Origin of the sequence: Sporosarcina sp. OR05 (assembly GCF_041414805.1) — a bacterium.
Classification (GTDB): Bacteria; Bacillota; Bacilli; order Bacillales_A; family Planococcaceae; genus Sporosarcina; species Sporosarcina saromensis.
Map to the genome: position 1 here is coordinate 1 of NZ_JANKJL010000015.1, position 15,258 is coordinate 15,258.

13 protein-coding genes and 1 pseudogene are annotated in these 15,258 nt (G+C 41.1%); 5 read left to right on the forward strand and 9 right to left on the reverse strand.

The genetic code is table 11. From position 1 onward, the window contains the following. The first annotated feature begins 1,015 nt into the window (after positions 1 to 1,015). Positions 1,016 to 2,176 carry an MFS transporter gene (locus NRI27_RS15895; protein WP_371391595.1) on the forward strand — a complete coding sequence of 387 codons (1,161 nt, stop codon included), beginning with the start codon at positions 1,016 to 1,018 and terminating at the stop codon, positions 2,174 to 2,176. Between the two features lie 53 nt (positions 2,177 to 2,229). Here NRI27_RS15895 and NRI27_RS15900 read toward each other — a convergent pair. After that, positions 2,230 to 2,394 (reverse strand): annotated as a pseudogene (locus tag NRI27_RS15900) (S41 family peptidase); the annotation flags it as partial. 44 nt (positions 2,395 to 2,438) lie between these two features. Continuing rightward, on the reverse strand, positions 2,439 to 3,731 hold the full coding sequence (locus NRI27_RS15905) for an MFS transporter (protein ID WP_371391596.1): 1,293 nt from the start codon (positions 3,729 to 3,731) through the stop codon (positions 2,439 to 2,441). Positions 3,732 to 3,905: 174 nt separating this feature from the next. Here NRI27_RS15905 and NRI27_RS15910 point away from each other — a divergent pair, with 174 nt between their 5' ends. Then, the gene (locus tag NRI27_RS15910; protein ID WP_371391597.1) at positions 3,906 to 5,138 is read left to right on the forward strand and encodes a helix-turn-helix domain-containing protein; all 1,233 of its coding nucleotides are present in this window, start codon (positions 3,906 to 3,908) and stop codon (positions 5,136 to 5,138) included. Between the two features lie 29 nt (positions 5,139 to 5,167). Here NRI27_RS15910 and NRI27_RS15915 read toward each other — a convergent pair whose 3' ends face one another. Then, positions 5,168 to 5,617, reverse strand: coding sequence for a hypothetical protein (locus NRI27_RS15915; RefSeq protein ID WP_371391598.1), 450 nt, complete (start codon positions 5,615 to 5,617; stop codon positions 5,168 to 5,170). Positions 5,618 to 5,765: 148 nt separating this feature from the next. Further along, positions 5,766 to 7,160, reverse strand: coding sequence for an L-cystine transporter (locus NRI27_RS15920; protein WP_371391599.1), 1,395 nt, complete (start codon positions 7,158 to 7,160; stop codon positions 5,766 to 5,768). A gap of 156 nt (positions 7,161 to 7,316) precedes the next feature. Between NRI27_RS15920 and cls the strand changes: the two genes are divergently transcribed. Next, a complete protein-coding gene (gene cls, locus NRI27_RS15925; protein ID WP_371391600.1) occupies positions 7,317 to 8,768 on the forward strand; it encodes a cardiolipin synthase in 1,452 nt (483 codons plus the stop codon). 331 nt (positions 8,769 to 9,099) lie between these two features. Here cls and NRI27_RS15930 read toward each other — a convergent pair whose 3' ends face one another. Further along, a complete protein-coding gene (locus NRI27_RS15930; protein ID WP_317945074.1) occupies positions 9,100 to 10,023 on the reverse strand; it encodes a D-alanyl-D-alanine carboxypeptidase family protein in 924 nt (307 codons plus the stop codon). Positions 10,024 to 10,173: 150 nt separating this feature from the next. Here NRI27_RS15930 and NRI27_RS15935 point away from each other — a divergent pair, with 150 nt between their 5' ends. Then, the gene (locus tag NRI27_RS15935; RefSeq protein WP_371391601.1) at positions 10,174 to 11,328 is read left to right on the forward strand and encodes an MFS transporter; all 1,155 of its coding nucleotides are present in this window, start codon (positions 10,174 to 10,176) and stop codon (positions 11,326 to 11,328) included. A 45-nt stretch (positions 11,329 to 11,373) separates the two neighbouring features. On the opposite strand, the gene NRI27_RS15940 is transcribed toward NRI27_RS15935, so the two are convergent. From NRI27_RS15940 to NRI27_RS15950, 3 genes are all read right to left on the reverse strand, one after another. Next, on the reverse strand, positions 11,374 to 11,622 hold the full coding sequence (locus tag NRI27_RS15940) for a hypothetical protein (RefSeq protein WP_317945077.1): 249 nt from the start codon (positions 11,620 to 11,622) through the stop codon (positions 11,374 to 11,376). Positions 11,623 to 11,682: 60 nt separating this feature from the next. Beyond that, entirely contained in the window at positions 11,683 to 12,462 is a 780-nt protein-coding gene (gene yidC / locus NRI27_RS15945; protein WP_317945079.1) for a membrane protein insertase YidC, read from the reverse strand. Between the two features lie 320 nt (positions 12,463 to 12,782). Continuing rightward, positions 12,783 to 13,148, reverse strand: coding sequence for a hypothetical protein (locus NRI27_RS15950; RefSeq protein WP_371391602.1), 366 nt, complete (start codon positions 13,146 to 13,148; stop codon positions 12,783 to 12,785). Between the two features lie 218 nt (positions 13,149 to 13,366). Between NRI27_RS15950 and NRI27_RS15955 the strand changes: the two genes are divergently transcribed. Then, complete coding sequence (locus NRI27_RS15955; RefSeq protein ID WP_371391603.1) at positions 13,367 to 13,864, forward strand: GNAT family N-acetyltransferase; 498 nt, start codon at positions 13,367 to 13,369, stop codon at positions 13,862 to 13,864. An 852-nt stretch (positions 13,865 to 14,716) separates the two neighbouring features. On the opposite strand, the gene NRI27_RS15960 is transcribed toward NRI27_RS15955, so the two are convergent. Then, positions 14,717 to 15,190: a DUF4064 domain-containing protein gene (locus tag NRI27_RS15960; protein WP_371391604.1), complete on the reverse strand. Its 474-nt coding sequence runs from the start codon at positions 15,188 to 15,190 to the stop codon at positions 14,717 to 14,719. Positions 15,191 to 15,258 lie beyond the last annotated feature (68 nt).

A 15,258-nucleotide genomic window follows, 5' to 3' on the forward strand; every position in this document is an offset into this window, starting at 1 on the left:
ACTCAAACACCTCTCTGTTTCTAAAAGTTACTACCAGTATTGCATGGACAAACAAATAGAATAAGGTGTATTTCGATTAACGCTTACAGTTATGCGGCGTTTCAGCGAAATATGCGGCGTTTTAAGGAAGTATGCTGAGTTAGGAGAAATTTTGCCGCGTTTCGTGGAGTTTTGCCGCGTTTGATGAAGTTATGCGGTGTTCGATTACTATCAAGATCTTCCATACTGATATTACCAAATTGTTTTTTTCACGTGGGCGGTTCTTTGTGTTTGAGCGATTTAAATCGCGCCGAATGGGTTTTGACAATTTAACGGGTTTTGTGGGGAACTTGTTATGCGGCGATTGGAGGAGTTATGCCGCGTTTTAAGGGAGTATGCGGCGTTAGGAGGAATTTTGCCGCGTTTTGTGGAGTTATGCCGCGTTTGATGAAGTTATGCGGTGTTTGATTACTATCAAGATCTTCCATACTGATATAACCAAATTGCTTTTTTCACGTGGGCGGTTCTTTGTGTTTGAACGATTTAAATCGCGCCGAATGGGTTTTGACAATCCAACGGGTTTGTTTCGGGGAAATTGTTATGCGGCGATTGAGCTTGATATGCGGTGTTTTAAGGGAGTATGCTGAGTTAGGAAGAATTTTGCCGCGTTTGATTACTATCAAGATCTTCCATACTGATATTACCAAATTGTACTTTTCACGTGGAAGGTTCTTTTTTTAAAACGATTTAAATCGCGCCGAATGGGTTTTGACAATCCAATGGGTTTGTTTCGGGGAAATTGTTATGCGGCGATTGGAGGAGTTATGCGGCGTTTTAAGAAAGTATGCTGAGTTAGGAGGAATTTTGCCGCGTTTCGTGGAGTTTTGCCGCGTTTAAGCTTGATGTGCTGGATTTGATAAATGAAGCTTTTGCATTTGAAAGTACGCTGTCACCTGTTGAGATACATATGTTTTGTAAGCGATTCGTTCAAAGGGTAAAATGGCTATATGGATTGTTATAGAAAGCAGGTTTTGTGATGAAAAAGGCCATTATTCTTTTGATGTCTGTACAATTTTTTGTTTACCTTGGATTTGGTATTATCATTCCAGTTCTTCCTGAAGTCATTGTTCAACAGAATTTATCCGAAGTGCATGTCGGAGGTTTGTTGACGATATATGCTTTAGCTTCGTTTTTTACTGCTCCGCTATGGGGTTCCTTGTCAGACAGGACGGGTCGGAAGAAGTTAATTATGATTGGGCTGACTGGATTTAGTTTAAGCTTTTTCCTGTTTGCTCTTTTCATTGAAAATCTGCCATTGCTTTATGTTTCACGTATTGTTGGAGGGATTTTCTCAGGTGCACTCTATACAGCAGTAACTGGGTTCGTCGGTGATATGACGACGGAAGAAAATCGCAATAAGTATATGGGCTTTCTTGGTATGTCTATCGGTCTTGGCTTCATATTCGGACCGGCTCTTGGCGGTATTTTAGGAGACATCAGTTTACAAACTCCGTTCATCGCATCAGGAATTTTGACCTTGCTCATTCTTATTTACGCGGGCATTATTTTGAAAGAACCGGAGCGACAAGGTGAAGCGACGAAACGTGCTTTATTACCAAAAGGGAGTGCAATGTTTTGGAAGTATCGGATCCGGAACTTATTTCTCCTATCGTTCATGGTGACATTCATTCTATCAGGCATTGAATCGACGTTCCAACTGTTCCAGATTTCAAAAATTGAAATTACACCGATTCAAATCGGGTATTTATTCATGGCAAGCGGATTAGTGGATGCGGCCATACAAGGCGGGGTTGTCCGCCGTGTAAAAGACGGCTCGGAGACGAAGTGGATTATTGGTGCGCAAATTATTACGGCCATCGGATTAGTCTTAATACCGTTTACGACAAATCTTTTTTGGGCGGGCTTTGCACTTAGCGTGTTTACAGCTGGGAATGCGTTAGCTCGGACGATCCTTGTGTCACTCACTTCCAAGGAATCCGGAGGCAAGTACGGAACGGCTGCCGGTATGACGTATTCCATGGATAATATGGGACGAATTCTTGCACCTTTACTGTTCACGTTCCTCATTACAAAAATGGACGGTGCCATTTATTACGTCTCTGCCACACTTGCAATCTTGTCAATTATACTTGTAATGCTGTTTGCAAAATCGCATAAGACGTTACGAAGTGCGTGAAAAAAGCGAAGTTCTCACCTTCTTTAAAAGGTTGAACTTCGCTTTTTCGCGTTTCATTTCACTTTTTCTGTAGATAAAAGCTCCAGCGCCTTCTTCATGTCGACATCCTCTTCCAAATGTTCAGGCGTCCACGGTATATGAACATGCGGCGTGATGCCAACACCCGTCATTCCCTCACCTTTATCAATCCGCGATAACCTTGACGTCGGATACATGAGCTGAATTCTTTCATCCCTTTTCGCACTGACCAAAATGGAATTTACTACACTGTTTCTACGTTTACTGTTTTTGTACGATCTAATTCTGGATGTGCTTCTCGTACGACAGATGGACGGGCCATTATGAGGACCACGACAATTAATATCGAACTCGATGCAAGGAGAATCCATTGTGCAGGTACCACGTCGTATAGGAAGCCGAACAGTACCATTCCGAGTGGCATGAGTGCCATCGCCATTGTTTCTAACAAAGAAAAGACGCGACCTTTGTAATCGTCATCAATCATTTTTTGCATCATAACAAACAACGGTGTGTTAACAAGAATGGATAGCAAGCCAAAACTAAGCATAAGACCTAAGTAAAAAGCGAACATACCGTTATAAGGAATATGGATAAGTAGCGGTACTGCCACTGCTCCCATGACAATTCCCATTGCAATTATCCCCCATTTACCAATCCATAAAGGATATTTAATCTCTTTTCTGATAGATAAGTAGATGGACATTAGCAACGTTCCAACTGCTGTTGCGCCTTCCGTATAACCAAAGTGTGTCGAAATCATTTTTAACTTTTCTATGAGTATGAAGGCATAACCAACTTGAAATGCACCAAATAGAAAATTAATGACTAGCGAAATCCAAATAAGCGTCATTAATATTGGTTGCTTTCTCAAATAAGTAACTCCCGCTTTCATACTTTGAAGCATTGATTCTTTTGGCTCTCCCTCTACAACTTCTTTCCTGTTCGCAAAAAGATTGAAGTTCATTGTCGACTCTAAAATGACTGCTGTTACAGAAGCAACCATATACATTGTTAAAAACATAGGCATTGACACTACACCATATAAGTATCCGCCTAATGCAGGGGCTCCAATGGCAGCGAATGAAATAGACATTTGGTTCATGGACATTGCACGTTGGATGCGCGCTTCATCGACGAGACCCGTTATCGACGAAGTGAAGGTGACACCGGAAAACGTCGAGGTCATCGCTAACACAACAGTTGTCGCATAGATGGCAATGAGTGACAGCCCGTACGTCAGACTCACTGCCAGCAATCCCCCAATTGCTAACGTCGTCGCAATTTGAGCGACGATGACGATTGTCTTTCTTGAATACTTATCCGCTACATATCCAGCAAACGGCGCTAATACTGTCCGTGGCAAAATGCTGCATATCAAATTCGTTGCGAAACTTGTAGCTGATCCCGTCACTTGTAAAATGTAAAAGCTGATGGCAAATGCGTAAACTTGTGCCCCGAACGAAGAAATCATCTTACTAATTGTGAAGGTCCATAGATGATAGGTTGCTCTCTTTAACTTTATCGCTTCACTCAAAATAGTCAATCCTTTCAGTAAGTTTAATGAGGTTAAACAAATAATAACACGCACACTCTTTCTTTTCAACCAAAAGTTTAATATAATTAAACATATACAGAAGTAGATACGTTTGATTCAACACAAATGATGTTAAAATGAGTCTCAATACATACTTTTTAGGAGGTGTTCCAATTGTCTACGTTAGGAGAGCGTATCCGAACATTCCGCAAACAACAGAAAATGACTTTGGAAGCGTTAGCTGGCAATCAGTTGACGAAAGGAATGCTCAGTTTAATTGAAAACAACAAAGCGAATCCTTCGATGGATAGCCTGACGTATATCGCTGAGCGGCTTGGAGTTGAAGTGGCTGAGCTGATGGAGGAAGTGAGTCTAAAGGAATTAAGGGAAGTTTTAAAAGTGGCAGAAAAACTATTTAGTGTGGAATTCGATGAGTTAACCGATGAGCATGAGCAGATTATTGTGCTAATCGAACCTTATATCGAGAAATTGTCACACGGCTATGAAGCTGCTCGACTGTTAGACATTTATAGCCGTTCCTTGTACTACGAAAAGAAAGACGGTTGGCAGGAACTTTTAGACAAAGCTGGCGCAATTTATGATCAAATGAATATTACTCCTCGACTTGCAGCAGTCGGTATTTTCCGCGCTATGGTGAAATTCACTGCGCATGATTACGACAGGGCTCTTAAACTTTTATTGAGGGAGCGTTCCGATATTGAAAGTCGCAATGCATTTATTGATCCTTTAACACGGCTCGATTTTTATTATTTAGAAGGGGTTCTTCACTACGCAGTAGGAAACGCAGTTGAGGCCATACAAGTCTTGAACGAAGGAATCGAATTTTCGAAGGAAAAACAGATTTTCTATCGTATTGATCATTTGTACCGAATTGCTACTTTCCATGCCATGATGAATAATGATGTACAATCAATGGAGTATTATGAGCGTAAACTTTTACATTACGGAAACTTCGCGGATGATCAGGATGCAATCTTTTTCACTAAATTTGCAAGTGTTCATTATTTAACCTCCTATAAGAGAGATTTTGAAGAGGCTTTAGCGATCATCAATGCTCAATTTGATAAGCAAGTTGTTCCCAATGCGTTTCTCCCTTATGCTCATTTGGAAAAAGGTAAGGCATTATTCGGCATAAAGAAATACGAGGAAGCACTGAGCTGTTTTAAAGAAGTGAAAATTGCTGACTATGTACATCATCCATTCGATTTATCCATCTTCTATGAAAAAGATGCATATGCTGCACTTTGTTACCTATCGTTGGGAGACAATAAGAAAGCAATAACAGCGATACGAATAGCGGTGGCTAATGTCGATCCAATGCCTTATACACCTTACAAAAAGTTTATTATGGAGACGTTTGTATTTATAAAAGAACGTTTAGATTAGAAAAGAGTTCGGCTTCGCTCGAACTCTTTTTATTTGAGTAGATTATTAATTAAACTCTCTATAGAGAATAGTGAATTTGCATACGAGATACTCAGCAAAATAGCTAGAACTACATATATCGATGCTGTCAGTAGAATAACTTTCTTTAACTTTAATCTTCTAAAAGTGAGCGTTCCTATTAAACATGTTGCTGTAAATAGTAAACCTACATACCAGAGCGTTTTAAGGTAGATTATTTCACTTTCTAAAAGAGCGATTTTCAGTTCATTGTCAGTAGACAATGCCACACGTTGTATGTCAGCACCTTTTCCAATTAACACTTCGCCACTCTGTTTATCAAACGAGTAGCCGCCTGGGTAAATCGATAAGAAGTGAGTAAGTAAGAAAAACAAAAGTAAGGCTAACAGTGTGACGATTAGGATCCACCACTCCTTTTTGTTACCCCTTTGAACTTTCACTACCGTTTCAATGATGATCATCCTCCCTGAAGAAAATATACATTTTCCACCATTATATTATACCCACTCATTTTTATCTAATATTTAAGAAAATAAAAAACGACCGGCCGTAGTTGAACCGATCGTACGAATTGTAAACAATGAATTGTTGCTTTTGTGGCATCTGCCGTTAGGATGCTTCAATAGATTGGTGTTCAATGGAATCGTTATAAATGTCTCGGTTCAACTCTCCAGTTGCACGTGCAGTCGTCACGCCCGCCGTCATGGAGCCGCTGACATTCAAAGCAGTACGTCCCATATCAATCAACGGTTCTACCGATATTAACAGCCCCGCCAATGCAACCGGTAGATTCAGCGCAGACAAAACGAGAATTGCTGCAAACGTTGCTCCTCCACCAACACCCGCAACTCCAAATGAGCTGATGGCAACAATGGCAATGAGGGTAATTAAAAATGTAGGTTCTAATGGATTTTGCCCGACAGTTGGTGCAATCATGACAGCTAGCATCGCTGGATAAACACCTGCACAGCCATTTTGTCCGATTGATAAACCGAACGAACCTGCGAAATTCGCAATGCCATCTGGCACACCGAGCCGATCTGTTTGTGTTTTAATGTTCAACGGCAGTGTTCCAGCACTTGAGCGGGAAGTGAACGCAAACAAGAGCGCTTCCGCTGTTTTTTTCACATACGTAATCGGGTTTAGACCTGATAGCGTAATGATGATGAGATGAATGACAAACATAACGAGTAGTGCGACGTAGGAAGCAAGCACAAACTTCCCTAAGCTATAAATGGCTGCAAAATCGGATGTTGCTACAGTTTTTGCGATGATTGCCAAAATCCCATAAGGTGTTAAGCGCAATACGATTCGCACGACACCCATAATGAGGGAATAAAGCGCATCGATCCCCTTTTTCACGAGATTCGCATTTTCCTCATCCCGTCTTCTAAGTGCTAAATAAGCGAAACCAAGAAAAGCTGCAAAAATGACAACGCCAATCGTGGATGTTGGACGAGCGCCTGTAAAATCCAAGAACGGATTCGCCGGTAGTAGATCTAAGATTTGATCCGGCAATGCTTTATCAGCAACTGACGCAGAACGTTCTTCAATGGAAAGTCCACGTGCCGCTTCCGCTTCCCCTTGTACGATTTCGGATGCATCCAAACCAAAAAGCATAGAAGAAGCAATTCCGATAACGGCCGCAATTGCGGTTGTTCCTACTAAAATCCCTAAAATCAAACCGGCCATCTTCCCAAAGTTTTTGCCGATCGTCACTTTGGTGAATGCGCCAAGTATTGAAATGAATACTAAGGGAATAACAATCATTTGAAGAAATTTAATATAGCCAGTTCCTACTATACTGATCCAACTGACCGATTGAGCTAATATTTCTGATTCTGCACTATAAGCAACATGTAAAATCAATCCGAATCCAATTCCGAGTCCTAAACCGGTAAATACTCGTTTTGAAAACGAAATCTTCTTTCGGTGCATAGAATAGAGCAAGCCGACTAAGATTAAAAAGCCTAAAACGTTAATGACGACCAACAAATTATTCATATTTGAATTCCTCTTTCCCTACTTTTATTTGTTAGAAACACTATATACCCTTAATTCATATCAGTCAAGTAGGTTTTAAGTGGAGAAGGAGTATATTATTCTTTTTCGGGTACTTTTCTGTATACTAATAGAAAGAGTCATTTAAGGAGGACGTATATGGCAAGTTTAATCACCATCTCAATAACAATTATTTATATCTTAAATACCTTACTTGCAATTGCGCTTATTTTTTTGGAGCGTAGAGACCCGACAGCAACGTGGGCTTGGCTTCTTGTTTTATTTTTCGTCCCCTTGTTTGGTTTCTTCATCTACCTGCTATTTGGAAGAAGGTTACGAAATAAACACGCTTCGAGGTGGGAAGGGAAAAATCGCATCGGAATTGAAACGCTCATTGATTACCAAATGGACGCGATTGAGGATGAAACATTCGACTTCAAATTGGACGATACCGCGCATTATTATGACATGATCTACTTACATCTTCGGAATAACCACGCAGTGCTGACACAAGACAATGATGTCAAAATCTTTAATGATGGCGCCGCAAAATTTGATTCTTTATTAAACGATCTCGAAAATGCGAAAGACCACATCCATTTTCAATATTATATTTTGCGTTTGGATTCATTAGGTAAAAAAATCTTGGATGTACTGATTCGTAAAGCAAAACAAGGCGTCAAAGTGCGTGTCTTGTATGATGATATCGGATCACGCGGTTTACGTATTAAGCATTTGAAGGAATTAACGGATTGTGGCGGTGAAGTCGCTGCATTTTTCCCGGCAATTTTACCATTAATTAATCCCCGTCTAAACTATCGTAACCACCGGAAGATTGTTGTCATCGATGGACGGATTGGTTATGTGGGAGGTTTTAACGTTGGGGATGAGTATTTAGGGTTAGATAAAAAATTCGGCTATTGGCGCGATACGCATTTGCGAATTGAAGGAAGTGCACTCCATCCGCTACAGACACGCTTTTTGATGGATTGGAATCAAGCGACAAATAGCGATGACATTGAATACGCAGAACGGTATTTCCCTGCTATTCCCACAAAAGGTTCTGTCGGCTTACAAATTGTTTCGAGTGGACCAGATGAGGAATGGGAACAGATTAAAGATGGCTATTTGAAAATGATTTTCTTAGCAAAAGACTACATTTACATTCAAACACCTTATTTTATTCCGGACGTTAGCTTTTTAGACGCAATTCGGATAGCCTGTTTGTCAGGTGTCGATGTCCGCATTATGATTCCAAATAAGCCTGATCATATGTTCGTTTACTGGGCGACCTATTCAAATGTCGGAAAGCTGTTGAAAGCAGGCGCCAAAGTGTATATTTACGAGAACGGCTTCATTCATTCCAAACAAATTGTCGTGGACGATGAGCTGTCAACGGTTGGTACAGCGAACATCGATGTCCGTAGTTTCAAGCTCAACTTTGAAATTAATGCTTTCATTTACGACCGAGAAAAATCCCATGAGCTCGCAGAATTATTTGAACAAGATATGCAATTGTCAACCGAGTTGACGTATGAGATGTACATGAACCGGACGCGCGGTATTAAGATTAAAGAGTCCATTTCAAGATTGTTGTCACCAATTTTATGATGATTTTTGGCGATGCAGGTGCCCTTTGGTACTGCATCGTTTTTTTGGTGGAGCAGATTACGGTGTTTGGGGTACGGGATGTGGTGTGTTGGCCTGCTTTGTGCGCTGTACGGTTCGTTTCCATGGGTGGTGGGCTCCACTTAGGACGTGGGGAGCTTTGCTTCGGCGTAGAAGCTCACCAAAAGGGGCGCCCGGCATCCTATTGATCGGGATACTCTACAGAGGGCATGCGGGCGTCTGCAAGTACTACTGAAAAGCCAATGACGCGATTGCCAAAAAGAAAAAGCATCCACTTTTTCGGTTGAACCGTTTCGTGGATGCGATGTGTGATTTATTGGACGCCGAGGTATTCTTCTAGTGTAATGTTGCGTTTGAAAATCTCTTCTGATGCAGGTTTTCCGACGTAGCGGAAATGCCACGATTCGTGCATGTACCCCGTGATGGCTTCTTTGCCTTCCGGATAGCGGAGGATGAATCCGTAGCGATGGGCGTTTGCAGCTACCCATTTACCTGCTTCGGTGTCGCCAAACGAGGAGGACGCCCAGTGCTTTTCGTAGTTCACTTCACCGATGTCGAATGCGAGTCCTGTTTGGTGTTCGGAGTAACCCGGACGTGCGCTGTAGCGATCTGCTGCTTCAACGCCGTCTTTTTTGGCGTAGCGATCATAGAGTGATACTTGGTATTCGTATGAACGGTAGGTGCTGAAGGCCGTAATATTAAAACCTGATAGTTTTGCTTCTGCAGCCATTTCATCAAATGCATCTCGAGCTTCTGTGTTTTCACCTGGAGCAAACGTGCTTGGTAATGGATATTGTTTGTTTGCTAGCAGTATTCCGTTAATGTACGTTGGCTCTTTTGGCAATTCCTGCCCTTCTATATAGCCACTTTTGTTTTTATTCACAGGTGGCTTGTTTGTCACTTGCGCTTTGTCTTCTTCTTTTGGAGCTGGTGTGACAGGCTTCTGCTGCTCTTTAGTAGGTGTTGTCGTTTCTGTATCCTTCTGGTCTTTAGTCTCAGTCTCATTTGTCACGTCATTTTCTTCGGGATCTTTCTCTTGCTCCTCTACTGCGTCTGGTGTTTCCAATGGCGTTTCTTGTGGTTCCACTTCAGTCCCGATGCCTACTTGTTTTAGCGTTTTCGTTACATCCCAGCCATTTAATCCGATCCACACGACAAGTGCTGTCATGACAATACTTGATGTGAGTAAGGTGATGGTAAGGGCTTTATTGGTTTTATTGTTGCTTTTCCGTTTCATTTTTTGTTGGCCTTCCTTCTACTTTGCGTATCACTTTTTGTTGCTGTTCTATGGAGAATGAGTAGCAGCCAGCAATCTATCTTTCTCTTTCAAGCTGGTGTATGCTATCATTTATTTTCATAAGTGTTTGAATGATTGCGAGGTTAAGTAATGAATAATCAACGATGGTTATCCATCAGCTTTTTAGCTTTTTTCTTTACGTGGGGAGTTTTTGTGCCTTATTGGACAGGTTGGCTGACAAACGAAAAAGGAATGTCTGTCAAAGCTGCCAGCATCATTATGGGTGCTGGAATGGTTGTCCGAGCGTTTTCCACGTTTCTTATTTTTCCCTATTTAACAAGTCGTACATCGTATATACGCGTCATCAAATGGATGACGTTGCTGTCAGTAGTCATTGCTATTTTCTATATTCCTGAATCCACATTCACTACGTTACTCATCATCACGGTGTTGTTTAGCATCGTTTATCCTATTATTTTACCGGGTGTGGAAAGTGGTGCGTCTGTTCTGATGCAAAAAGAGCGTATCCATTACGGAAAAAGTCGTTCATTTGGATCGATCGGTTATACGATTGCTTTACTACTCGTTGGAGGCGCTACTGCTATTTGGAATGAACAAGCCATTCTCTATATGATGATCGCTGGTCTAGCAGCTGCGGGTATCTTCTTTATGCGACCTGCCCCAGCCGTTTTGAATGAACTTCCTGAAAAACTTGTTCATCCAGTTGAAAAAGCTGGTATTCGTTCTTTATTTGCAACAAAAGGTTTTCCGGTCATTATGCTATTAGCCATTCTCTTACAAGGAGCACATGCCTCTTATTACAATTATGGCTATCTTTTTCTAGACGACCTAGATGTTAACGGGTTTACAATCGGCGTCATTCTGAACATTGCCGTTTTGTTTGAAATTATTTTCTTCACGCAGGCAGATCGTTTTTTATCGAACATGCGCATTTCCACAATGTTTTTGCTTGCCGGAGTCGGCTCCACCGTCCGCTGGGTCATCATTTTCTTGTTTCCAACGGCAGCGATTTTTGTGTTATCCCAAGGGTTGCACGCCTTATCTTTCGGCATCGCCCATTATGCATTCATTCAATATATCTCTAAAAACTTACCACATTCAAAAATCGCTTCAGCTCAAGGGTTTTACGCAGCTTTCGCGATGAGTCTGAGTGCCGCAATTTTAACATTTCCAGCAGGCTATTTATATGATTTATCGCCAGGTGCCGCTTTTCTTGGTATGACGGTGTGCACAATTCCTGCGGTTGTCATTGTGCTCGTCACTCGAAAACGCTTGGCGTATTAAAAGGACGTTTTCCGGATTGTTCAGTTTCCGGAAAACGTTTTTTTATCAGATAAAGAAAATCAAAATGAATACGACGACGAATGCACATGCAAAAATCATTGATAAATAGCGCATCCATTTTGATTCTTTCTCAAATCCTTGTTCTTTAAAGGACCTTGCTCTAGATGCATTCGTTAGCGTGAACAGTGCCATCATTGTAAGGATCGCATAATCGAGTTGTCCTCGGATGACGAAATACAAGGTTAACAACGTAATGAGTACGATGCCTGTCATGAAGATTTTCTTTTGATTCATACTAAATTCCTCCAAAAAAGGCCGGAGATTGCTCTCCAGCCTCCATTATGACATTATCGCTTATTTCTTCTCCGGAATCGGTTCTGTGTTCTTGTAATAGAACTTGCGTCCGATATACGTTTGAAGGATTAGAAGGATCCCTCCGACAGCCCAGTACAACGGTAGTGCTGCCATGACAGAGAATGAGATGAACATAATCATGATTGGTGACATGTAAATGAACAGCTTCATCTGTTGCTTTTGCTGTTCAGGCATTGTCCAAAGGGAGACACGTGCTTGGACGAAATAGACAGCTCCTGCAACGAGCATCATGATTTTGTCTGGTTCACCGAGGTTAAACCAAAGGAATTGGTGCTCTTTTACTTCCGGCGGAGCATACAGAATTGCAAAATACAACCCCATGATGATCGGCATTTGAATGATTAATGGGAGACAGCCCATGTTTAATGGATTCACACCGTGCTTAGAATATAAGCCCATCATTTCTTGTTGCAGCTTCATTTGCTCTTCTTTTTCGCCTTTCTCTTTTGCTTCTTTCAACCGCTTTTGGATGTCTTCCATTTCAGGACGTAGTGCATCCATTTTGATTTTCATATCTTGTTGCGACTTATAGTTTTTCAACATAAGTGGCATGAGCACAAGACGGATTGCAACGGTAATTAATACGATTGCCCAACCATAACCTCCGTTAAATGCCTCCCCAAGATAATGAAGGAGCCATTCCATCGGTTTGACGAAAATATTATAAAACGTACCTTCTTTGTTCTGTACACCAGAACAACCGCTCAAAAATAAAGTGGCGGTCATCAATATCGTAAATAAACCAAGTTTCTTCTTCAATAGATTCACCTTCACTATTTCAAACTACTGAAAAGTATACATCAATTCACTACCTAATTACAATTAATCTTCGTAAAAACCTTGATTTCATCACAAAAGTTATCGACAAGCACGTGACAGCGGTACGATACGGTTCATTCCATAATTGTTTTTGAACTGTTTTCGACGCACGATCATTGCATTATTAGGGCATGTTCGAACGATGACAGGGACGAAATAGGCCAAAATGTAGGCTGTATTCATTCAAGCATTTCAGATTTCTTCAAATGGCACTTTTGTATTCTCGCATAAAAAAACGCCCCGATTCAGAGGCGTCTTTGTCACTTATTATCATTTTCTTTTTGATTCCTATCAGGAGCATCAGTTGAGTTTTCTTTCTTTTTGTAGAGACCGTCTTCTTTAGATTCCTTCGACTTGTCTTCCACTTCCTGGTTGTAGTAATGAACACTCGTTTGTGCACCTTCACTCACCATTTTGTTATCCTGTAAATCATAAGGGTCCGAGAATCCAGCTTTTGCTGCATCGTTTCTGTTTAATTTTTGTGAAGTTACGAACGAATCGACTTTTGTTTTCATATTGTTGACCGCAACCATCGCTTTGTCACGATTTTCTTTCTTACTGAAATACGCATACGCACCTGCTGCTAATGTAGCTAAAAGCAATCCATTTCCACGTTTACGTGCCATACCTATCAATCCTCCATTGATCTGATAAATCGTATTATACGGCTAGTATACCCTTTGCCGTCGTTTAGAAACTTCCTTTCAAATTTCGTTGTTAAAGAGTGCACTCATTTAATTTTATCAGATAATTTACTTTTTTATATTTCAATTCGATGACAAATATAGTTTCATGCCCTATTTTTTGTTATGATAGCAAAAAGGATAGCGGAGGTGACAGCGGCTTGATTAGACCTATGAATTGTAAAGACATTGGGTATATCCAACATATCGCTCATCACACTTGGAGTGATACATATGCCAACATCATTCCTCAAGACATTCAGACAGCTTATCTCAATCGCTCTTTTTCCAACGCAATGATGATGAAGCGTATGGAAAAAACACATATGTTAGTCGTTGAGTGCGAAGAAGGTATTCCTGTCGGCTTCCTTAACTTCACAAAGGAAGATGAAGACGGAGATGCTGAAGTCACTTCAATGTACATTCTTCCTTCTCATCAGCATTTAGGTTATGGCAAGATGTTGGTCGATTACGCCATTTCGATGTTAAGTAGTGCTAAGCAACTGTTTGTGTATGTGGATAGCAGAAATACGGGTGGACGAGCGTTTTATGAAAAACAAGGTTTTGAATTGCTTGATGTATTCCAGGAGAATTTTGAAGGTTGCCCTGTTGAAACAGCTCAATACGTCTATTATCTCCATCAACCCGTCATGGCTTAATTGTAAATTAGTGTGGTGGATACGATTTATAAATGAATGATTCGCGGGAGCCTAGGATTTACTACTATGGCTTCTCGCGAATTTTTTCTTTTCTCCTCATCGTGTCGTGAAAAGCTGGTTATTGACAGCGCGTGCAGCGGTTTATTTCATTAACGGGGCGTTAAAGGATACTTCATGACGCGCGAGCGGCACTTTTCCTCTTCAACGCGTCTTTAAACAATACTTCATGACGCGCGAGCTGCGGTTTTCCTCTTCATCGCGTCATTAAACACTACTTCATGACGCGCGAGCTGCAGTTTTCCTCTTCAACGTGTTATTAAACAATACTTCATGACGCGCGAGCTGCGGTTTTCCTCTTCAACGCGTCATTAAACAATACTTCATGACGCGCGAGCTGCGGTTTTCCTCTTCAACGCGTCATTAAACAATACTTCATGACGCGCGAGCAGCACTTTTCCTCTTCAACGCGTCATTAAACAATACTTCATGACGCGCAAGCTGCGGTTTTCCTCTTCAACGTGTCATTAAACACTACTTCATGACGCGCAAGCAGCGGTTTTTCTCTTCAACGTGTCATTAAACACTACTTATTGACGCGCGTGCAGCACTTTTCCTCTTCAACGCGTCATTAAACACTACTTCATGACGTGCAAGCTGCAGTTTTCCTCTTCAACGTGTCATTAAACACTACTTATTGACGCGCGTGCAGCACTTTTCCTCTTCAACGCGTCATTAAAGGCTTACTTTCTACAGTCCTTCAATTCCAGCGCAACTACTAGGCATTCGCGATATCTCAACAACGCACAAAAAAAGCATCGAGTATACTCGATTGCTCTTTTTGCTCGTTTAACATTACAACGGTCTCATTGTGTCGCCGTCATGCGGCTGATTAGCAAATTGGATATCTTCTTGCAATGGCGGTTTCTTTGTGAAACATAGGATTGCAGCGATATACAACAGAATAGATGACAATGATAAGATACCAGCTAGCACACCTGCAATGATGAACATGATTCCTGCAAGTTTGGCGTTTTTATTGTTCCAAATATTGACGATACCGATGATATTCAGGATGATGCTAAGAATCATCGCTATGATGATTAACCACATAACCCCACCAATTACATCAAAAAACGTGAAAATTGCTTCGATGTCACTTGGTGTCATTGTCGGATCTGCCATGAATTCCATTTCCATTTCCTGACGAATCGCCGGATCGTTCTTCATGAGATTAAAAAAGCCCATCCCGATAAATGCAAAAATCGTTCCTACTGCTGACATGACTACGGCAATAATCGATAAGACTCTTTCAGCCGTTCTGTTCATGCAAACACCTCTTTCTTTTAAACTATTTTCTATCATACCAAAATATACGTACATTCAAACTAAATAGT